This is a genomic window from Ectopseudomonas khazarica (assembly GCF_017915135.1).
In the GTDB taxonomy this organism is placed as follows: domain Bacteria; phylum Pseudomonadota; class Gammaproteobacteria; order Pseudomonadales; family Pseudomonadaceae; genus Aquipseudomonas; species Aquipseudomonas khazarica.
On the sequence record NZ_CP068551.1, the window covers coordinates 4,963,374 to 4,984,814 of the forward strand.

Here is a 21,441-nt window from a genome sequence, read left to right on the forward strand (position 1 = left end):
GAACGCCTCGCGACTGCACATGAGGCTATAATCGGCGACCGTCTGTTTCCCGCCATTCCAGCCATCGAAACCAAGGACCCCGCTCATGAAAGCGCTAGGCAAGATCCTGGGCCTTTTCTTTCTCGGCTTGCTACTGATCATAGTGGCGCTGCTGTTTGCCCTGACCCACCTGTTCGACCCCAACGACTACAAGGACGAGATTCGCCAGATCGCCCACGACAAGGCCAACCTCGACCTGCAACTCAAGGGTGACATCGGCTGGAGCCTGTTCCCCTGGCTGGGCCTGGAGCTGACCGACGCCACCCTGGCCAGCGCCGATACGCCGGACAAACCCTTCGCCGACCTGCGCCTGATCGGGCTCTCCGTGCGGGTGATGCCGCTGCTGCGCAAGGAAGTGCAGATGAGCGATATCCGCATCGACGGCCTCAACCTCAACCTGCAGCGTGACGACAAGGGCCACGGCAACTGGGAAGGTGTCGGCCGCCCCGCCGAGACCACCGTGGCGCAGCAAGCGCCTGGCGAACCCGCCCCGAGCGAAGCCCCCCCCGCCGAGCAGCCTGGGGAAAAACCCGCTGGCCAACCGCTGAAGCTGGACATCGACAGCCTGAGCCTGAGCAATTCGCGCATCGACTACAGCGATGCACAGAAAGGCCAGCAGTTCACCCTGGAGAACATCGAACTGAAGACCGGCGCCATCCGCGAAGGCGCGAGCATTCCGCTCACGCTCAGCGCCTTCTTCGGCACCAACCAACCGGTGCTGCGTGCGCGCAGCGAAGTGGAAGGCCAACTGCGCTTCGACCGGGCCCTCAAGCGCTACCAGTTCGAAGACCTGAAGCTGGCCGGCGAAGTCTCGGGCGAACCGCTCAAGGGCAAGACCCTGAACTTCTCCGCACAAGGCCAGCTGCTGGTCGATCTGGCGGCCAACATCGCCGAATGGAACAGCCTGAAGCTCTCCGCCAACCAGCTGCGTGCCCTGGGCGAACTCAAGGCCCGCGAGCTGGACAAGGACGCCAAGCTGTCCGGCGGCCTGTCCATCGCGCCGCTCAACCTGCGCGAGTTCCTCGATGGCATCGGCGTGGAGCTGCCGAAGACCCGTGACGCCAACAGCCTCAACCAGTTCGAACTGGTCAGCCGCCTGAATGGTTCGAGCAACGGCATGATGCTCGAAGACCTCACCCTCAAGCTCGACGGCAGCACCTTCACCGGCAGCCTGGGCGTGGCCGACTTCGCCCGTCAGGCGCTGCGCGCCGACCTCAAGGGCGACACGCTCAACCTGGACGGTTACCTGCCGCCGGAGACCAGGGACAAGGCCGCCGCAGCGCGCCAGGCCGAGGTCAAGGACAGCATCTCCAGCGCCGGCAAGGACGGCAGCACACCACTGCCCAATGCGCCGACCCAGCAGGCCTGGAGCGACGACAAGGTCCTGCCGGTCGATCAGCTGCGCAAGCTCGACCTGCAGCTGGCCCTGAGCCTGGGGCAACTGACCTTCGACCAGCAGCCCTTCACCGACGTGACCCTGAAAGCCAACGGTCGCGGCGGCCTGATCACCCTGCAGGAGGTTCGCGGCAAGCTGCAGGGCGGCAGCTTCAGCGGCAATGGCCGCATCGACGTGCGCCAGGCCGAGCCCATGCTCAGCGTGGAGAAACGCCTCAGCCGCATGCCCGTCGAACCCTTCCTGAAGAAGGACGGCCAGCCCGCGCCGATCCGTGGCCTGCTCGACCTCGACGCCAAGTTCAACACCCGTGGCAACAGCCAGAAGGCCTGGGTCGAAGCGCTCAACGGCACCGCCAGCTTCGTGCTCAACGATGGCGTGCTGGTCGATGCCAACCTCGAGCAGCAGCTCTGCCGTGGCATCGCCACCCTCAACCGCAAGGCCATGAGCAACCCGCCGACCGGCAAGGACACCCCCTTCCGCGAGCTCAAGGGCAGCCTGAGCGTGCGTAACGGCGTAGCGCACAACCCGGACATGAAGGCGCAGATCCCGGGCCTGGCGGTAAGCGGCAAGGGCGACCTCGACCTGCGCGTGCTCGGCATCGACTACCAGGTCGGCATCACCATCGAAGGCGACCAGCGCGAGATGCCCGACCCGGCCTGCCAGGTCAACGAGCGCTATGTCGGCATCGAATGGCCGCTGCGCTGCCGTGGCCCGCTGGAGCTTGGCGCCAAGGCCTGTCGCCTCGATCAGGACGGCCTCGGCAAGATCGCTGCGCGCCTGGCCGGCAACAAGCTGACCGAGAAGCTCGAGGAGAAACTCGGCGACAAGGTCAGCCCGGAGCTGAAAGACGCACTCAAGGGCCTGTTCAACCGATGAGCCCCGAGCAGTTCAACGGCGCCGTGCTGGCCTGGTACGACCAGCACGGACGCAAGGACCTGCCCTGGCAGCAGGGCATCACGCCCTACCGTGTGTGGGTGTCGGAAATCATGCTGCAGCAGACCCAGGTCAGCACCGTGCTCGGCTACTTCGACCGCTTCATGACCGCTCTGCCGACCGTGAAGGACCTGGCCGAGGCGGCGGAAGACGAAGTGCTGCACCTGTGGACCGGCCTGGGCTACTACACCCGCGCGCGCAACCTGCAGAAGACCGCGCAGATCATCATGCGCGAGCATGGCGGCGAGTTTCCGCGCAGCGTCGACGCCCTCAGCGAACTGCCCGGCATCGGCCGCTCCACCGCCGGTGCCATCGCCAGCCTGAGCATGGGCCTGCGCGCGCCGATCCTCGACGGCAACGTCAAGCGGGTACTGGCACGCTACGTGGCGCAGGAGGGCTACCCCGGTGAGCCGAAGGTGGCCAGGCAGCTGTGGGACGTGGCCGAGCGCCTGACCCCGCACGAGCGCGTCAACCATTACACCCAGGCGATGATGGACCTCGGCGCCACCCTGTGCACCCGCAGCAAGCCGACCTGCCTGCTGTGCCCGGTGCGCAGCGGCTGCCAGGCGCACCTGCTCGGCCTGGAAATCCGCTACCCGGTGGCCAAGCCGCGCAAGGCCCTGCCGCAGAAACGCACCCTGATGCCACTGCTGGTCAACGCTGACGGCGACATCCTGCTCTATCGCCGGCCGTCGACGGGACTGTGGGGCGGGCTGTGGAGCCTGCCGGAACTGGACGACCTCGAGCAGCTCGGCGCCCTCGGCCAGCAGCGCCAGCTCGACCTCGGCACACGCCGTGAACTGGAAGGCCTGACCCACACCTTCAGCCACTTCCAGCTGGCGATCGAACCCTGGCTGGTGCGGGTGACCGAGCAGCCGAGCCGCGTGGCCGAGGACGACTGGCTCTGGTATAACCTCGCCACCCCGCCGCGCCTGGGCCTTGCCGCCCCGGTGAAGAAGCTGCTGAAACGCGCGGCGCAAGCCATTACCGCTGGAGAACCGACATGACCCGCACCGTGCTGTGCCGCAAATACAAACAGGAACTGCCCGGCCTGGATCGCGCGCCCTACCCCGGCGCCAAAGGCGAAGACATCTTCAACAACGTCTCCAGGCAGGCCTGGGACGAGTGGCAGAAGCACCAGACCATGCTGATCAACGAGCGGCGCCTGAACATGATGAACGCCGAGGATCGCAAGTTCCTCCAGGCCGAGATGGACAAGTTCCTCTCCGGCGAGGAATACGCCCAAGCCGAAGGCTACGTGCCGCCCAGCGAATAAGCATGCTGGAGGGAGGGGCCTTGGCCACGGCAACCGTCGCACGTTGCCCACGCGCGACCCGGCCGGCCCTCCCCGCTTTTCTCGCTCACGGACCTAAGCGCCCGAAATATTTAAATATTTTTCCAACTCGCGCTTGACACTGATCCTGCAAATCCGTCTAATAGCGCCCCGTTGGCCCAGGTAGCTCAGTTGGTAGAGCAGGGGATTGAAAATCCCCGTGTCGGCGGTTCGATTCCGTCCCTGGGCACCATCTTTAGTTTTCGGGCAATGCCTAAATCGCCTGAAAGCCTCGAAAAACCGGCCGCTGAGCCGGTTTTTTATTGCCTGCATTTTCTCCCTTCAGCACCAGCAGCCCCCATTCGGCTGTCGCCAGTACCCCTTCCCCTCGGCATAATCCCGCAGGTTCGTCCTCAGCAACGCGCACTCGTTTTGCCAGGAAGCTGTACACAAGGATCAAGCCTCATGAACCAACAAGCCCTGTCCGCCTTTATCTGGTCGGTTGCCGACCTGCTGCGTGGTGATTACCGCCAGTCCGAATACGGTAAGGTGATCCTGCCGTTCACCGTGCTGCGCCGCCTGGACTGCGTGCTTGAAAAGACCAAGGCAGCGGTGCTGGCCGAGCAGGCCGAGAAGATGAAGCTGGTGGCCAACCCTGAGCCCTTCCTGCTGCGCAAGGCCGGGCAGAGCTTCTACAACATCTCGCAGTTGGACATGGCCACGCTGATGGGCGACCCCGACCATATCCGCGACAACCTCTACAGCTATATCCAGGGTTTCTCTCTGCCGGTACGCGATATCTTCGAGCGCTTCGACTTTATCACCCAGATCGACCGCCTGCACAAATGCGGGCTGCTCTATCAGGTGGCCGAACGCTTCGCCCAGATCGACCTGCACCCAGAAGCCGTGGACAACATGCAGATGGGCCTGGTGTTCGAGGAGCTGATTCGCAAGTTCGCGGAAATTTCCAACGAAACCGCCGGGGAGCACTTCACCCCCCGTGAAGTGATCCGTCTGATGGTCAACCTGATCTTCATCGAAGACGACGAGGTGCTGACCAACCCCGGCGTGGTGCGCAACCTGTATGACCCGACAGCCGGTACCGGCGGCATGCTCTCGATCGCCGAGGAATACCTGGTCGAGCACAACCCCCAGGCCCGCCTCAACCTGCACGGTCAGGAGCTCAATGACGAGTCCTACGCCATCTGCAAGGCAGACATGCTGATCAAGGGCCAGGAAGTGGCCAATATCAAGGCCGGCAATACCCTCAGCGACGATGGCCATGCCGGCAAGCGCTTCGATTACATGCTGTCCAACCCACCGTTCGGTGTGGAGTGGAAGAAGGTCGAGAAGGTCATCCGCCTGGAACACGAGCAGCAAGGCTTCAACGGCCGCTTCGGCCCCGGCCTGCCACGGGTTTCCGACGGCTCGCTGCTGTTTCTGATGCACCTGATCGCCAAGATGCGCCCGGCCAACGAGGGCGGCAGCCGCTTTGCCATCGTGCTCAACGGCTCGCCGCTGTTTACCGGCGGAGCCGGCTCCGGCGAGAGCGAGATTCGCCGCTATGTGCTGGAGAACGATCTGGTCGAGGCGATCATCGGCCTGCCCACCGATATGTTCTACAACACCGGCATCAGCACCTATGTGTGGGTACTGACCAACCGCAAGCCGGCCCAGCGCAAGGGCCTGGTGCAACTGATCGATGCCTCGAGCTTCTGGCAGAAGATACGCAAGAGCCTCGGCTCCAAGCGCAAGGAAATGCCCGACAGCGCCATCGAGGAAATCACCCAGCTGTTCGGCCAGTGCGTCGAAGCGCGCCTGGCCAGCGTACTGGATGCCGACGGCAAGGAAGTCGCCCGGCAGATTCTGCGTGACGGCGAGGCAGAACCCAGCGCCCCTGCTGGCGGCAAGGTCAAACTCGCACCGCTGTCGCGCCTGCTGCCCAACCAGGCCTTCGGCTACCAGACCATCACCGTCGAACGCCCCCTGCGCGACGAACACGGCGCCATCGTGATCGGCCAGAAGGGCAAGCAGAAGGGCAAACCGCAGCCCGACAGCAGCCTGCGCGACACGGAAAACGTACCGCTCGGCGAAGACGTGCAGGCCTATTTCCAACGCGAAGTGCTGCCCCATGCGCCGGATGCCTGGATCGATCACGACAAGACCAAGGTTGGCTACGAGATCCCCTTTAACCGCCACTTCTATGTATTCGAGCCGCCACGGCCGCTGGCCGAAATCGATGCCGAGCTGAAAGGCGTGACCGACCGCATTCTGGCGATGATCGGAGGGCTGTCGGCATGAGTTTTCCGCGTTATCCCGAATATAAGGATTCAGGGGTGGAGTGGTTGGGGGCGGTGCCCAGGCATTGGCGAGTTATGCGCATCAAGCATCTACTCAAGAGCCTTGAGCAGGGCTGGAGCCCTCAGTGCGAAGCGATTCCAGTGGACTCACCTGATGAGTGGGGTGTTCTCAAGGTTGGCTGCGTCAACGGCGGCGTTTTCAACGCTGCTGAAAACAAGGCGCTACCCCCAGAGCTAGAACCCATTCCGGATCTCGGCATTAGAGCCGCTGACTTGCTTATATCCCGCGCCAACACGCGCGAACTTGTTGGTAGTGCAGCCGTGGCTTTGATAGATCACTCAAACCTAATGCTATGCGACAAGCTTTTCCGTTTGCGCTTTGACGCATCGGTTTGTAGTCCGCACTTCATAGCCTCTTATCTTTCCACCGGAAAGGTTCGTGGCCAAATTGAGCTGGCTGCAAGCGGGGCCAGTAGCTCAATGCTAAATATTGGCCAGTCGACCATTCTGGAAATGGCAGTAGCCCTGCCTGACTCGACTGAGCAGGTCGCGATCTGCGATTTCTTGCGACGTGAAACCACAAAGATCGACAAGCTGATGGCCGAGCAGGAAAAGCTGATCGCACTGCTCAAGGAAAAGCGTCAGGCGGTAATTGCCCATGCCGTAACCAAGGGACTCGATCCGACAGTGCCAATGAAGGATTCCGGGGTTGAGTGGCTAGGTGAGGTGCCGGCGCACTGGACAACATGCGCACTGAGTTATCGCTATGAAATCGCACTAGGGAAGATGCTGGATGAGAAACGGGTGACCGGGGAACATTTAGCCCCATACCTGCGCAATGTGGATGTGCAGTGGGGGCACATTAATATCGAGAGCCTGCCCGAAATGGACTTTAAAGGGGATGACCTATCTCGTTATTCTTTACGCACCGGCGATCTATTGGTTTGCGAGGGTGGAGAGGTTGGACGCGCCGCCATTTGGCGAGGCGGTTTGCAGGAGTGCTATTACCAGAAAGCACTACATCGCTTACGTCCCCGAAGTACTAAGGACAGCACCGAGTTTCTTTATTACGTCTTTCATACCGCTGCCAACTTGGGCCTTTTCGCTGGCTCCGAAGGCAGGTCAACTATTGCTCACTTGACTGCCGAAACCTTGCGTAGATATCGGTTCGCATTTCCCCCACAACCCGAGCAAGCGAGTATTGCAAACCGGCTAAACAAAATAGCCTCGTCGTTTGAACGCCTGATTCAAGAAGCAGAAACGGCAATATCACTACTCAAAGAACGCCGCACCGCCCTGATCTCTGCCGCAGTCACCGGCCAGATCGATGTACGCGGCCTGGTCAAGGATGAACAGGAGCAAGCCGCATGAGCGATATCCAGCTGTTTCGCCTGGGTGCCGATGGCTCCGCCTGCGAGCTGCCCGGCCGCGCGGTGGCGGTGGAAAAGCAGCTGCAAAGCCTGATCGAGGCGCAGATGGAGTGTTTTCTCGGCGTGCGTTTTCTCGCCAGCGAATACGCCACCGGCAAGACCCACAAGGGCCGCATCGACTCGCTGGGACTGGACGAGAACGGTTGCCCGGTCATCATCGAGTACAAGCGCCATAGCAACGAGAACGTGATCAACCAGGGCCTGTTCTATCTGGACTGGCTGCTCGACCATCAGGCCGAGTTCCGCTGGCTGGTAATGGAAAAGCTCGGCAAGCAGGCCGCCGAGCAGATCGAATGGGGCGGCACCCGCCTGCTGTGCATCGCCGCCGATTTCACCCGCTACGACCAGCATGCGGTGCAACTGATCCAGCGCAATATCGAACTGATCCGCTACAAGCTGTTTGGCGATGACCTGCTGCTACTGGAGCTGGTCAATTCGGTCAGCGTGGCCAGCACCCTGGTTGCCGCCCCGGCGGCCGAGGCCGAAGCGGGCAAGCCGGCGAGCACGAGCAAAGACAAGACCTGGCAGGAACAACTGGCGTTGGCACCGGCGGAGATCGCCACGCTGTTCGAGCAGACCAGCAGCTACCTGCATTCCCTTGGTGACGATGTGCAGGAAAAGCCCCTCAAGCTCTACCTGGCCTTCCGCCGGCTGAAGAACTTCGCCAGCATCGTGGTGCAGTCCAAACGCCTGCAGTTGTATCTCAAGCTCAACCCGGACTCGGTCGAGCTGGTCGAGGACTTCAGCCGCGACGTGCGTACCATCGGCCACTGGGGCACCGGCGATCTGGAACTGAGCCTGCGCACACCGGCCGATCTGGAGCGCGCCAAGCACCTGATCGAACGTAGCTATCAGGAAAACTAGGATAGGCTGCACTGCGCTTACCGGCAGATGCGTAATGGATAGCGTCGATGAACACCAACAACCGCCTGGAGGCTGAATGACCCTGGATCGCGATGAAAGCTATCTGGTCGGCCTGGTACGCGAGCTGTGCAAGCTGCCGGCGGAAACGACCTGGGTGGAGTTCAAGGAGAACAATAGCGATCCCGCCGAGATTGGCGAGTACCTGTCGGCCCTGTCCAACGCCGCCGCCCTGGACGGCAAGAGCAACGCCTACCTGCTCTGGGGCATCAGCAATAACGGCCATGAGGTGGTCGGTACCCAGTTCGACCCGCACGCCGCCCGCAAGGGCAACGAAGAACTGGAAAGCTGGTTGCTGCGCTCACTGAGCCCACGCCTGCACTTTCGCTTCCATCGCCTGATGGTCGATGACAAGCCCGTGGTCATTCTTGAAATCCCCCGCGCCTCGGGGCGGCCGACCCAGTTCGAGGGCCGCGAATTCATTCGCATCGGCTCCTACAAGAAGCCACTCAAGGATTTCCCGGATCAGGAGCGCTCGCTGTGGCGCATCTTCGACCTGACGCCCTTCGAGGCCCAGCTGGCGGCGACCCAGCTGGGCGCCAATGAAGTGCTGGCACTGCTCGACTATCCGGCGTATTTCGACCTGCGCAATTTACCGCTGCCCACCGATCAGGCCGGCATCCTGGCGCGCCTGAGCGATGAGGCCATGCTGGTGCGTAACCAGGCAGGCAGCTGGGACATCACCAACCTGGGCGCGATCCTGTTCGCCAAAGACCTTCAACGCTTCAAGAGCCTCTCGCGCAAGGCTGTGCGGGTGATCGTTTATGAGGGCAAAGGCCGCCTGAAAACCCTGCGCGAACAAGAGAGCCACAAGGGTTATGCCTGCGGATTCCAGGACCTGATCGACTACATCAGCGCCCTGCTGCCGCGCAACGAGGTGGTCGGCAAAGCCATCCGCAAGGACGTGCCCATGTACCCCGACCTGGCGGTACGCGAGCTGGTGGCCAACGCACTGATCCACCAGGACTTCTCAATCACCGGGATGGGGCCAACCGTGGAGGTGTTCGCTGACCGCATGGAAATCACCAACCCGGGTGTGCCATTGGTCAGCACGGCGCGCTTCCTCGACAGTCCTCCGCGCTCGCGTAACGAATCCCTGGCGTCGTTCATACGCTTGGTGGGCATCTGTGAAGAGCGTGGTAGCGGCGTGGACAAGGTGGTATTCGAGACGGAGTTCTACCAATTGCCGGCACCGCGCTTCGAAACCGAGGGCCATGCGACCCGCGTGATGCTGTTCGCGCACCGCGCGCTCAAGGATATGGATCGCAACGACCGCATACACGCCTGTTACATGCACGCCTGCCTGCGCTGCGTCGAGCAAGACCCCATGACCAACGCCAGCCTGCGCGAGCGTTTTGGTATCGAGGCCCACAACAGCGCCATTGCCTCACGAATCATTCGGGATGCGCTGGAAGCTCAACAGATCAAACCCTACGACCCCGCTCAAGGTAATCGCAACGCTCGCTACCTACCCTGGTGGGCATAAGGATTTATTTGATCGTTAATTGACGAATTAACGCTTTCTCGCCCCGACAGATAGCAGAGTCCAGCAAATACGGGCTCTACAGGCCGGCAGTTTATTTGATGGTTATTTGATGGATAGGCTCAATCGGGCCTCATCACCGGCCCTCGACTGAAGTCAGGAAGGCAAGCATCCTCCCTTCAGCGTCGTGGCCAATCAGACTTAGGCAAAGGATAAGTACAGCATGAGCCTGCATAAGGAAGTGTCCTTCGAGAACGAGATCTGCGAGCACCTTGCCGCCAATGGCTGGCTACATACCGCAGGCGATGCGCAGTCCTATGACCGTGCGCGGGCGCTGTTCCCTGCCGACCTGCTGGACTGGGTCAAGAATACTCAACCCAAGGCCTGGGAGGCGCTGAGCAAGAACCATGGCGCAGCAGCCGAGGCGGTGTTGCTCGATCGCTTGCGCAAATCCCTCGACGAGCGCGGCACTCTCGATGTGTTGCGCCAGGGCATCGAGTTGCTGGGCCTGCGTCAGCCGCTGCAACTGGCGCAGTTCAAGCCGGCACTGAGCATGAACCCGGAATTGACCGCCAGGTACGCGGCCAACCGCCTGCGCGTGGTGCGTCAGGTGCGCTACTCGCTGGCTTGCGAAAACTCCATCGACCTGGTGCTGTTCCTTAACGGCATCCCGGTCGCGACCTGCGAGCTGAAAACCGACTTCACCCAGTCAGTGCAGGATGCAGTGGATCAATACCGCTTCGACCGCGAGCCGAAACCCAAGGGCCGGACAGAGCCACTACTGAGCTTCCCGGCAGGGGCACTGGTGCACTTTGCCGTGAGCAACCGCGAAGTGCAGATGACCACTCGCCTGGAAGGCCCGGCAACGCGCTTTCTGCCATTCAACCTGGGTAACGATGGCGGTGCAGGTAACCCGCTCAACCCAGAGGGCCATGCCACGGCCTACCTCTGGCAACAGGTGTGGCAACGCGACAGCTGGCTGGAGATCATCGCCCGCTACCTGGTCGCGCAGAAAGACAAGAAGAAGCAGCTCAAATCGATCATCTTCCCGCGTTATCACCAGCTCGATGCCACCCGCAAGCTGGTGGCCAAGGTGCTGGAGGAAGGGCCAGGCGGCAAATTCCTGATTCAACACTCGGCCGGTTCCGGCAAGACCAACTCGATTGCCTGGGCCGCGCATTTTCTCGCAGACCTGCATGATGCCGAACAGCACAAGCTGTTTCAGTCGGTGCTGGTGGTGTCTGATCGCACCGTTCTGGACGCACAGCTGCAGGAGGCGATTTTCAGCTTCGAGCGCACCACTGGGGTAGTGGCGACCATCACCGGCGAGTCGGCGAGCAAGAGCGGCGAGCTGGCCAACGCGTTGGCTGGCGGCAAGAAGATCGTGGTATGCACCATCCAAACCTTTCCGTTCGCGTTGAAGGCGGTGCAAGAGTTAGCGGCCACCGAGGGCAAGCGCTTTGCGGTAATCGCCGATGAGGCGCACTCGTCGCAGACCGGCGAGGCCGCCTCCAAGCTCAAGCAGGTGCTGTCCATCGAGGAGCTAAAGGAACTGGCCGATGGTGGCGAGGCCAGCACCGCGGACATCCTGGCGGCGCAGATGAGCGCTCGCTCGGCGGAAAGCGGCATCACCTACGTAGCCTTTACCGCCACGCCCAAGGCCAAGACCCTGGAGCTGTTCGGCCGACGGCCAAACCCTGATCTGCCCGCATCGAGCAGCAACCTGCCCGCGCCGTTTCATGTGTACTCCATGCGCCAGGCCATCGAAGAGGGCTTTATCCTCGACGTGCTGCAGAACTACACGGCGTACAAGACCGCCTTCAAGCTGGCGCACAACGGTGAGGAGCTGAGCGACGCCGAGGTAGAGCGCAGCCAGGCACTGAAAGGCATCATGCGCTGGGTGAAGCTGCACCCCTACAACATCGCGCAGAAAGTGCAGGTGGTCATCGAGCACTTCCGCGAGAACGTGCAGCCGCTACTGGAGGGCAAAGCCAAAGCCATGGTGGTGGTTTCCAGCCGTCAGGAGGCGGTGCGCTGGCAACTGGCAATCGACCAGTATGTGAAGCGCCAGGGCTATCCGATTGGCACTCTGGTGGCGTTCTCCGGCGAAGTGAATGATCCCGACTCTGGCCCCGATCCCTTCACTGAGGCCAGCCACGCGCTGAACCCGAACCTGCGTGGCCGCGATATCCGCGAAGCGTTCAGCGGTGACGAGTACCAGATACTGCTGGTGGCCAATAAATTCCAGACCGGCTTCGACCAGCCGCTGCTCTGCGGCATGTATGTGGACAAAAAGCTGGGCGGCATTCAAGCCGTACAAACGCTGTCAAGGCTCAACCGCGCCCATCCGAAGAAAGACACCACCTACGTGCTGGACTTCGTCAACGAGCCGGACGAGATCCTCACGGCCTTCAAGGCCTACTACAGCACCGCCGAACTGGAGAACGTGACTGACCCGCACCTGGTTTACGACTTGCGCACCAAACTGGACAGCGCCGGGCACTACGATCAGTTCGAGATCGAACGGGTGGTGGCGGTACTGCTCAATCCCTCGGCCCGCCAGAGCGAGCTGAATGCGGCATTGGAGCCGGTGGCAAGCCGTCTGCTGGTGCGTTATCGCCTCGCTCAGGATCAGTTGCACGCTGCCGAAGCGAACGGCAATGGCCAGATGATGAAAGAGGCCAAGGATGAAATGAATGCGCTGATACTGTTCAAGCGCGACATGGGTAGCTTCCAGCGTCTGTATGCCTTCCTCTCGCAGATCTTCGACTACGGCAATACCGATATCGAGAAGCGCCAGCTGTTCTTCAAACATCTGCTGCCGCTGATCGAGTTCGGCCGGGAACGCGAAGGCGTAGATCTGTCGCGCCTGGAGCTGGTGCGCTACAAGCTGAAAGACAAGGGCACCCGTGACTTACCGCTGGTAAACGGTGAATACCCGAAACTGCCACCGATGAGCGCCACTGGCAGCGGTCAGGTGCAGGAGAAGGAAAAGCTCTACCTCAGCCAGATCGTCGAGAAGATCAACGAGCTGTTCGGCGCAGACACAACCGACGGCGACAAGCTGTCCTGGCTCAACAGCCAGCGCGAGAAGCTGCTGGAGTCCGAGGTGCTGGCACAGCAGGCGGCGAACAACACCAAGGAACAGTTCGCCAGCTCACCCGATCTGACGCGAGTATTTATCGATGCACTGATCGACAGCCATTCGGCGCAGAGCAACCTGAGCTTGCAGGCACTGAATTCAGAGCAGATTCAGCGCGAGGTGATCAATCTGCTGCTAGGGCCGGCGCGACTCTATGAGGCCTTGCGCGGGCAATCTAGCCAGCAAAGCTGACGTGCACAGCAACTGGCGCTTGCCTCAGCAATGCGCTGGGGCTTTTGCTTTCTGCCCCCGCAATGTTCTCGTGCCATTGTTTCGCCTGCGCGACAAGCAACTGTAACCAGGCGACACCTGCGACCCGGCGACCTGCTATTACCCGGCAAACGGCTTGGCGGTCACGGAAACGCTATGCTAGCTTGGCCGCCAGCCAGGATGGCCCGTCGTACGCCGGAGCGCATTCGAAGAAGAAGAGGATCACACCCCATGGCCGAGGCGACGCCCGCGCTGGAAATCCGCAACCTGCACAAACGCTACGGCGATCTCGAAGTGCTCAAGGGCATTTCCCTGACGGCCAGGGACGGTGACGTCATCTCCATCCTCGGTTCTTCCGGCTCCGGCAAGTCCACCTTCCTGCGCTGCATCAACCTGCTGGAAAACCCGCACGAGGGTCAGATCTTCGTCGCCGGCGAGGAGCTCAAGCTCAAGGCCGCGAAGAACGGCGACCTGATCGCCGCCGACAACAAGCAGATCAACCGCCTGCGCAGCGAGATCGGCTTCGTCTTCCAGAATTTCAATCTGTGGCCGCACATGAGCGTGCTCGACAACATCATCGAGGCGCCGCGCCGCGTACTGGGCCAGAGCAAGGCCGAAGCCACCGAGGTGGCCGAGGCGCTGCTGGCCAAGGTCGGCATCGCCGACAAGCGTCATGTCTATCCCAACCAGCTTTCCGGCGGCCAGCAGCAGCGTGCAGCCATCGCCCGCACCCTGGCCATGCAACCGAAGGTGATCCTCTTCGATGAACCGACTTCGGCCCTCGACCCGGAGATGGTACAAGAAGTGCTTAATGTGATTCGCGCGCTTGCCGACGAGGGTCGCACCATGCTGCTGGTTACCCACGAAATGAGTTTCGCTCGCCAGGTGTCCAGCGAGGTGGTGTTCCTCCACCAGGGCCTGGTCGAGGAGCAGGGGCCACCCGCCCAGGTGTTCGAAAACCCGCAATCGGCACGCTGTAAACAATTCATGTCCAGCAATCGCTAACACGGAGCAACATGCATGCAGAACTATAAGAAGATCCTGCTGGCCGCGGCCGCCACTCTGGCCTTCGGCACCAGCGCTGTCGCCGCTGACAAACTGAAACTCGGCACCGAAGGCGCCTACCCGCCCTTCAACCTGATCGACGCCAGCGGCAAGGTCACCGGCTTCGACGTGGAAATCGGCCAGGCACTGTGCGCCAAGATGAAAGCCGAGTGCGAAGTGGTTACCTCCGACTGGGACGGCATCATCCCGGCCCTGAACGCCAAGAAGTTCGACTTCCTGATCGCCTCCATGTCGATCACCGACGAGCGCAAGCAGGCCGTCGACTTCACCGATGCGTACTACACCAACAAGCTGCAGTTCATCGCGCCCAAGTCCGCCGACTTCAAGACCGACGAAGCCAGCCTCAAGGGCAAGGTGATTGGTGCCCAGCGCGCCACCATCGCCGGCACCTGGCTGGAAGACAACCTCGGCAAGGTCGTCGACATCAAGCTGTATGACACCCAGGAAAACGCCTACCTCGACCTGGCCTCCGGCCGTCTCGATGGCGTGCTGGCCGACACCTTCGTCAACTGGGAATGGCTCAAGAGCGATGCCGGCAAGGACTTCGAGTTCAAGGGCGACCCGGTATTCGACAACGACAAGATCGGCATCGCCGTGCGCAAGGGCGACCCGCTGCGCGAGAAGCTGAACACCGCTCTGCAAGCCATCATCGAAGACGGCACCTACAAGCAGATCAACGACAAGTACTTCCCGTTCAGCATCTATTGATGACCTGAAGGCATTGCGCCGCCCACGCGGCGGCGCAACTGCCCGAGCCCTCCGATGATTTTCGAACTCCACGGATTCGGCCCCGCCCTGGCCGCCGGCACCCTGATGACCGTCAAACTGGCGCTGTCCGCGCTGTCGGTCGGTCTGGTGCTGGGCCTGCTGGGTGCGCTGGCCAAGACTTCGCCGTACAAGCCGCTGCAGTGGCTCGGCGGCAGCTACTCCACCATCGTGCGCGGCGTACCCGAGCTGCTCTGGGTGCTGCTGATCTATTTCGGCACCGTCGGCCTGATGCGCAGCCTGGCCGACCTGCTTGGCGTCGAGAGCCTCGAGCTTTCCGCCTTCGCTGCGGGCACCATCGCCCTCGGCCTGTGCTTTGGTGCCTATGCCACCGAAGTGTTCCGCGGCGCCATCCTCGCCATTCCCAAAGGCCACCGCGAAGCGGGCCAGGCACTGGGCATGTCCAGCGGGCGGATTCTCTGGAAGCTGGTCCTGCCGCAGATGTGGCGCATCGCCCTGCCCGGCCTGGGTAACCTGTTCATGATCCTGATGAAGGACACCGCACTGGTCTCGGTGATCGGCCTGGAAGAGATCATGCGCCGCTCGCAGATCGCCGTGACCGCGAGCAAGGAGCCCTTCACCTTCTATATGGTCGCCGCCTTTATCTACCTGGGCCTGACCGTTCTCGCCATGATCGGCCTGCATTTCCTCGAGAAGCGCGCTAGCCGTGGCTTCGTCCGGAGCGCCTCATGAACTGGGAAGTCATCATCAAATGGCTGCCGCGCCTGTCCGAAGGCGCGCTGCTGACACTCGAACTAGTGGCCATTGCCGTCGTGGCCGGCCTGATCGTTGCCTTGCCCATGGGCATCGCCCGCGCGTCCAAGCACTGGTACGTACGCGCCCTGCCCTACGGCTACATCTTCTTCTTCCGTGGCACGCCGCTGCTGGTGCAGCTGTTTCTGGTCTACTACGGCCTGGCGCAGTTCGATGCCGTGCGCCATGGCCCGCTCTGGCCCTACCTGCGTGACCCCTACTGGTGCGCAATCATCACCATGACCCTGCATACCGCGGCCTACATTGCCGAGATCCTGCGCGGCGCCATCCAGGCCGTGCCGCAGGGCGAGGTCGAGGCCGCCCGTGCACTGGGCATGTCACGGGCGCAGGCGATGTTCTACATCATCCTGCCGCGCGCCGCGCGCATCGGCTTGCCGGCCTACAGCAACGAAGTGATCCTGATGCTCAAGGCCAGCGCCCTGGCCAGCACCGTCACCCTGCTGGAACTGACCGGCATGGCGCGCACCATCATTGCCCGCACCTACCTGCCGGTCGAGATCTTCTTCGCGGCCGGCCTGTTCTACCTGGCCATCGCCTTTGTTCTGGTAAGGGCCTTCCGCCTGCTGGAACGCTGGCTGCGCGTCGACGCCTGCCAGGGTCGCTGAGCCGTTCGGGCCGTCCTTTGCGGACGGTCCCTCGCCCGTCACGAGCATCATGTCAGAGCCCTTCCTCACCTCCGGCGACCTGTTCATCCGCTTCCAGGCGCTGGACGGTTTCCTCCTGCAGCACCAGGGCCTGTGGCGCCCTAGGCCGTTTCATCATCTGCAACTGCCCTGGGAGAGCCAGCTCCCCGAGCTCGCCAACTGGTTGCGCGGCCGCTCGCTGGAGCAGGCAGAGGCCGCCGACAATGCCCCCTACCAGCTCGCAGCACCCGCGCCTTTCGCCGAGCTGGCGCGCCAGGCGCGCGAGCTGAGCGCCCTGGGCGAACTGCCGAACGCAGCCGGCACACAGCGCTCGCACGCGTTCGGCGTCGATGTCCCCGGGCGCAAGATGGCGCAGATCCAGGCCTTCGCCAGCCACCTGTCGTTCGACCAGCGCCCGCGCCACTGGCTCGACTGGTGCTCGGGCAAGGGCCATCTCGGTCGCTGGCTGACCCAGGACGAGCAACGACTGACGTGCCTGGAGTACGACCCGGCGCTGGTGCAGGCCGGTGACCTGCTCAGCCGCCGCCTGGGCGTGCAGGCGGCGCATCTGCATCAGGATGTGCTCCGCGACGACGTCGCCGAGCGACTCGATGCCGGACAGACGCCCGTCGCCCTGCATGCCTGCGGCGACCTCCACGTACGCCTGCTGCAACTGGCCAGGCAGAAAGGCTGTACACAGCTGGCGGTCGCGCCCTGCTGCTACAACCGCATTGCCGCCTCGCACTACCAGGCCCTGTCGCAGCTGGCGCAGGCATCGGCGCTGCGCCTGTCACGTGACGACCTCGGCCTGCCGCTCAGCGAAACCGTAACGGCGGGCGCCCGCGTACGTCGCCAGCGCAATCAGTCGATGGCCTGGCGCCTGGCCTTCGACCTACTGCAACGCCAGCTCAGGGACGTCGACGAGTACCTGCCGACCCCCTCGCTGCCCAGTGAGTGGTTCAGCAAGCCGTTCGCCAGCTTCTGCCAGGACCTGGCCGCACTGCGTGAGGTGCCCGCTCCCGGCGAGCAGGACTGGCAGGCGCTGGAGGCCCGCGGCTGGCAACGCCTGGCCGAGGTGCGCAACCTCGAACTGCTGCGCAACCTGTTCCGTCGCCCGCTGGAGCTCTGGCTGCTGCTCGATCGCGCCCTGTACCTGCAGGAGCAGGGCTATGACGTGAAGCTGGGCAGCTTCTGCGACTACCAGCTGACCCCACGCAACCTGCTGCTGGTCGCCGAGCACGCCTGAGTTGCACACAGAAGCTGTGGATAACTCTGTTGATGCTTTCTGGGCAAAAGCACCCAGCACCCGAGGGAATTGCCCTGCGGACATCTGGCTATTTTTCGACCACAAAAATAAGTTGCAGAAAAACAAAGACTTGCGAAAAACCGTGACGAAGCGCACAGCAGCGGTGCGTACTGCTCGGCGATGCCTTCTCTTTGTGCATAAAAGAACCGCTGCTGATAGCCAGGCCCGTAAACATGCGGCTTGAAGGTGGCTTTACTCGTGCCGACGAATGGATATAATGGCGCCCCCACTAAGCCGGTATAGCTCAGCTGGTAGAGCAACTGACTTGTAATCAGTAGGTCCCGGGTTCGACTCCTGGTGCCGGCACCATTTAGTATCAAAGGCCTGCTCTCACGCAGGCCTTTTTTGTTTTACAGCGACCAGTCTTCTAGAGCGGCTTAGGCTCAATACGCAGCTGGCGGAAGCCACCGCAAGAGTAAGAGGTAGATGTATGCGCATCCTGATCACCGGCGGTGCCGGTTTCATCGGTTCGGCCCTGATTCGCCACCTGATCCGGCAGACTGATCACGAGGTGCTCAACCTCGACAAGCTGACCTATGCCGGCAACCTGGAGTCGCTGGAGACAGTCGCCGACAGCCCGCGCTACCGTTTCGTGCAGGCGGACATCGCCGATAGTGAGCAGGTCGCCGCGACGCTGGCCGAGTTCCAGCCGGATGCCGTGATGCACCTGGCCGCGGAATCGCATGTCGACCGCTCCATCGACGGCCCTGCCGCATTCATCCAGACCAACATCGTCGGCACCTACAGCCTGCTGGAAAGTGTCCGCAGCTACTGGCTCGGGCTCGATGCCGAACGCCAGGCCGCCTTCCGCTTCCACCACATCTCCACCGACGAGGTGTACGGCGACCTGCACGGCGTCGACGACCTGTTCAGCGAGACCACGCCCTACGCCCCCAGCTCCCCGTACTCGGCCAGCAAGGCGGCGTCCGACCACCTGGTGCGCGCCTGGCTGCGCACCTATGGCCTGCCGGTGCTGCTCACCAACTGCTCGAACAACTACGGCCCGTACCACTTCCCCGAGAAGCTCATCCCGCTGATGATCCTCAACGCCCTGGCCGGCAAGCCACTGCCGGTCTACGGGAATGGCCAGCAGGTGCGCGACTGGCTCTATGTCGAAGACCACGCCCGCGCGCTGCTCAAGGTGGTCAGCGAGGGTCAGGTGGGCGAGACCTACAACATTGGCGGGCACAACGAGCAGAAGAATCTCGACGTGGTGCATGCCATCTGCGCGCTGCTGGAAGAACTGGCGCCGCAGAAACCGGCCGGCATTGCCCGCTACGAGGAGCTGATCACCTACGTGCAGGATCGCCCCGGTCATGACCTGCGCTACGCCATCGACGCCAGCAAGATCGAGCGCGAGCTGGGTTGGGTACCAGAGGAAACCTTCGCCAGCGGTCTGCGCAAGACGGTGCAGTGGTACCTGGACAACCTCGACTGGTGCCGCCGCGTGCAGGATGGTAGCTATCAGGGCCAGCGGCTCGGCGCACTTTAAGGAGTTTCAATGAAAGGCATCATCCTCGCCGGCGGCTCCGGCACGCGTCTGCACCCCATTACCCTCGGCGTGTCCAAGCAGCTGCTGCCGATCTACGACAAGCCGATGATCTACTACCCGCTGTCGGTGCTGATGCTCGCCGGCATTCGCGAGGTCCTGATCATCTCCACCCCCGAGGACCTGCCGAACTTCAGCAAGATGCTCGGCGACGGCAGCCAGTTCGGCATCACCCTGCAGTACGCCGAACAACCCTCGCCCGATGGCCTGGCTCAGGCCTTCCTGATCGGCGAGTCGTTCATCGGCAGTGACTCGGTGTGCCTGATCCTCGGCGACAACATCTTCCACGGCCAGCACTTCACCGAGATGCTGCTGCGTGCCGCCAGCCACGACAGCGGCGCCACCGTGTTCGGCTACTGGGTCAGCGACCCCGAGCGCTTCGGCGTGGTGGAGTTCGATGCCGCTGGCAACGCGCTGTCGATCGAGGAGAAACCGGCCAAGCCGAAATCGAGCTTCGCCGTGACCGGCCTGTACTTCTATGACAACGACGTGGTGCGCATCGCCAAGGCCGTCAAACCCTCGTCACGTGGCGAACTGGAGATCACCGACGTCAACAACGCCTACCTGGCCCGTGGCGATCTGCGCGTGGAGCGTTTCGGCCGTGGCTTCGCCTGGCTCGACACCGGCACCCACGACAGCCTGATCGACGCCTCGCAGTACGTGCAGACGGTGGAAAAGCGCCAGGGCCTGAAAGTCGCCTGCCTCGAGGAGATCGCCTACCAGCAGGGCTGGATCGACCGGGACCAGCTGCTGAGGTGCGCCAAGGCGCTGGGCAAGACCGGCTACGGCCAATACCTGTACAAACTGGCGGAGGAATCGCAGTGAAGGTGATCGAGACCGCACTGCCGGAAGTGCTGATCCTGGAGCCCCAGGTGTTCGGTGACGATCGCGGCTTCTTCTTCGAGAGTTTCAATGCCAGGCGCTTCGCCGAGGCCACCGGCCTGCAGCGCGACTTCGTGCAGGACAATCACTCGCGCTCGGCGCGCGGTGTGCTGCGCGGCCTGCACTATCAACTGCAGCAGGCCCAGGGCAAGCTGGTGCGGGTCAGCGCCGGCGAGGTCTACGACGTGGCCGTGGACGTGCGCCGCAGCTCGGCGAATTTCGGCAAATGGGTCGGCGTACACCTGTCGGCCGAGAACAAGCGCCAGCTCTGGGTACCCGAGGGTTTCGCCCACGGTTTCCTGGTGCTGAGCGACTACGCCGAGTTCCTCTACAAGACCACTGACTACTACGCACCGGCCCACGAACGCTGCATCTACTGGGATGACGCGCAACTGGCCATCGACTGGCCGCTCGACGGCCTGACGCCACAGCTGTCGCTCAAGGACCAGCAGGGCGTGAGCCTGAGCGAGGCCGAGACCTTCGCATGAAGATTCTGCTCAGCGGCCACACCGGCCAGGTTGCCCAAGCCCTGCAGCACGCACTCGCCGATCACCAGCTGCTGAGTCTGGGACGCCAGGCATTCGACCTGGAACAACCCGCCAGCCTGCGCGAGACGATCCTGCGTGAACGCCCGCAACTGCTGATCAACGCCGCCGCCTACACGGCCGTGGATCTGGCCGAGCAGGAGCCCGAGCGCGCCTTCGCCGTCAACGCCGAAGCCCCCGGCGCCATGGCCAGGGCCTGCGCAGAGCTGGGTATCCCGCTGATCCACTACTCTACCGATTACGTCTTCGATGGCAGCAAGAACGGCGCGTACCAGGAAGACGATGCCAGCAAACCGCTCGGCGTATACGGCGCGAGCAAGCTGGCCGGCGAGCAGGCGGTGGCCGCCAGCGGCTGCGAGCACCTGATCCTGCGCACCAGCTGGGTCTACTCGCGCCACGGGCGCAACTTCCTGCTGACCATGCAGCGCCTGCTGCAGGAGCGCGAGGAGTTGAAGGTGGTCGACGATCAGATCGGCGCCCCGACCTGGGCCGGCAGCATCGCGGCAGCCAGCGCCGAGCTGATCCAGGCCTGGCAGCAGGGCAATCGCCACTGGGGCACCTATCACCTGACCAACCAGGGCCAGACCAGCTGGTTCGGCTTCGCTCAGGCCATCGCCGAGCACCTGCGCGCCGCCGGCAAGCCCTGCGCCAGGCTGCTGCCGATCCCCAGCAGCGACTACCCGACCCCGGCCCGCCGCCCGCTCAACTCGTGCCTGGACGGCACGCGCCTGGCGCGCGACTGGAACCTGCGCCTGGCCGACTGGCGCCAGGCACTGCAACAGTGCCTGGGTGAAACGCCCTAGAG

General features: G+C 62.7%; 17 protein-coding genes and 2 tRNA genes. All 19 read left to right on the top strand.

Annotation, left to right across the window (positions count from 1 at the left end; genetic code table 11):
- The first annotated feature begins 85 nt into the window (after nucleotides 1-85).
- The 19 genes from JLK41_RS23365 to rfbD all read left to right on the top strand — a co-directional run bounded on the left by JLK41_RS23365 (nucleotide 86) and on the right by rfbD (nucleotide 21,439).
- Nucleotides 86-2,311: an AsmA family protein gene (locus JLK41_RS23365; RefSeq protein WP_210389947.1), complete on the top strand. Its 2,226-nt coding sequence runs from the start codon at nucleotides 86-88 to the stop codon at nucleotides 2,309-2,311.
- Nucleotides 2,308-3,375: an A/G-specific adenine glycosylase gene (gene mutY / locus JLK41_RS23370; protein ID WP_179555120.1), complete on the top strand. Its 1,068-nt coding sequence runs from the start codon at nucleotides 2,308-2,310 to the stop codon at nucleotides 3,373-3,375. The genes JLK41_RS23365 and mutY overlap by 4 nt, the downstream gene beginning before the upstream one ends.
- The gene (locus tag JLK41_RS23375; RefSeq protein WP_037055319.1) at nucleotides 3,372-3,644 is read left to right on the top strand and encodes an oxidative damage protection protein; all 273 of its coding nucleotides are present in this window, start codon (nucleotides 3,372-3,374) and stop codon (nucleotides 3,642-3,644) included. The genes mutY and JLK41_RS23375 overlap by 4 nt, the downstream gene beginning before the upstream one ends.
- A 174-nt stretch (nucleotides 3,645-3,818) precedes the next feature.
- Nucleotides 3,819-3,894 (top strand) — tRNA-Phe (locus tag JLK41_RS23380).
- 212 nt (nucleotides 3,895-4,106) lie between these two features.
- Nucleotides 4,107-5,942, top strand: a complete 1,836-nt coding sequence (locus JLK41_RS23385) for a type I restriction-modification system subunit M (protein ID WP_210389948.1) — start codon at nucleotides 4,107-4,109, stop codon at nucleotides 5,940-5,942.
- Nucleotides 5,939-7,312, top strand: a complete 1,374-nt coding sequence (locus JLK41_RS23390; RefSeq protein ID WP_210389949.1) for a restriction endonuclease subunit S — start codon at nucleotides 5,939-5,941, stop codon at nucleotides 7,310-7,312. Before JLK41_RS23385 ends, JLK41_RS23390 begins: the two co-directional genes overlap by 4 nt.
- Nucleotides 7,309-8,235: a DUF5655 domain-containing protein gene (locus JLK41_RS23395; protein ID WP_210389950.1), complete on the top strand. Its 927-nt coding sequence runs from the start codon at nucleotides 7,309-7,311 to the stop codon at nucleotides 8,233-8,235. The genes JLK41_RS23390 and JLK41_RS23395 overlap by 4 nt, the downstream gene beginning before the upstream one ends.
- A gap of 76 nt (nucleotides 8,236-8,311) precedes the next feature.
- On the top strand, nucleotides 8,312-9,778 hold the full coding sequence (locus JLK41_RS23400; protein WP_210389951.1) for an ATP-binding protein: 1,467 nt from the start codon (nucleotides 8,312-8,314) through the stop codon (nucleotides 9,776-9,778).
- Nucleotides 9,779-9,998: 220 nt separating this feature from the next.
- Nucleotides 9,999-13,109, top strand: a complete 3,111-nt coding sequence (locus JLK41_RS23405) for a type I restriction endonuclease subunit R (protein WP_210389952.1) — start codon at nucleotides 9,999-10,001, stop codon at nucleotides 13,107-13,109.
- A 249-nt stretch (nucleotides 13,110-13,358) separates the two neighbouring features.
- Nucleotides 13,359-14,132: an ABC transporter ATP-binding protein gene (locus JLK41_RS23410; protein ID WP_037055322.1), complete on the top strand. Its 774-nt coding sequence runs from the start codon at nucleotides 13,359-13,361 to the stop codon at nucleotides 14,130-14,132.
- Nucleotides 14,133-14,147: 15 nt separating this feature from the next.
- Nucleotides 14,148-14,900, top strand: a complete 753-nt coding sequence (locus JLK41_RS23415; protein WP_047586557.1) for an ABC transporter substrate-binding protein — start codon at nucleotides 14,148-14,150, stop codon at nucleotides 14,898-14,900.
- A gap of 54 nt (nucleotides 14,901-14,954) precedes the next feature.
- Nucleotides 14,955-15,650, top strand: a complete 696-nt coding sequence (locus JLK41_RS23420; RefSeq protein WP_134676365.1) for an ABC transporter permease — start codon at nucleotides 14,955-14,957, stop codon at nucleotides 15,648-15,650.
- Nucleotides 15,647-16,336 (top strand): ABC transporter permease, encoded by a 690-nt coding sequence (locus JLK41_RS23425; protein WP_047586493.1) that lies wholly within the window; start codon nucleotides 15,647-15,649, stop codon nucleotides 16,334-16,336. Before JLK41_RS23420 ends, JLK41_RS23425 begins: the two co-directional genes overlap by 4 nt.
- A 49-nt stretch (nucleotides 16,337-16,385) precedes the next feature.
- Entirely contained in the window at nucleotides 16,386-17,600 is a 1,215-nt protein-coding gene (locus tag JLK41_RS23430; protein WP_210389953.1) for a methyltransferase, read from the top strand.
- Between the two features lie 293 nt (nucleotides 17,601-17,893).
- A tRNA-Thr gene (locus JLK41_RS23435) sits at nucleotides 17,894-17,969 on the top strand.
- 121 nt (nucleotides 17,970-18,090) lie between these two features.
- Nucleotides 18,091-19,152 carry a dTDP-glucose 4,6-dehydratase gene (gene rfbB, locus JLK41_RS23440; RefSeq protein ID WP_210389954.1) on the top strand — a complete coding sequence of 354 codons (1,062 nt, stop codon included), beginning with the start codon at nucleotides 18,091-18,093 and terminating at the stop codon, nucleotides 19,150-19,152.
- 9 nt (nucleotides 19,153-19,161) lie between these two features.
- A complete protein-coding gene (gene rfbA / locus JLK41_RS23445) occupies nucleotides 19,162-20,034 on the top strand; it encodes a glucose-1-phosphate thymidylyltransferase RfbA (protein WP_210389955.1) in 873 nt (290 codons plus the stop codon).
- Entirely contained in the window at nucleotides 20,031-20,579 is a 549-nt protein-coding gene (gene rfbC, locus JLK41_RS23450; RefSeq protein ID WP_210389956.1) for a dTDP-4-dehydrorhamnose 3,5-epimerase, read from the top strand. Before rfbA ends, rfbC begins: the two co-directional genes overlap by 4 nt.
- A complete protein-coding gene (gene rfbD / locus JLK41_RS23455) occupies nucleotides 20,576-21,439 on the top strand; it encodes a dTDP-4-dehydrorhamnose reductase (protein WP_210389957.1) in 864 nt (287 codons plus the stop codon). The genes rfbC and rfbD overlap by 4 nt, the downstream gene beginning before the upstream one ends.
- Nucleotides 21,440-21,441: the final 2 nt, after the last annotated feature.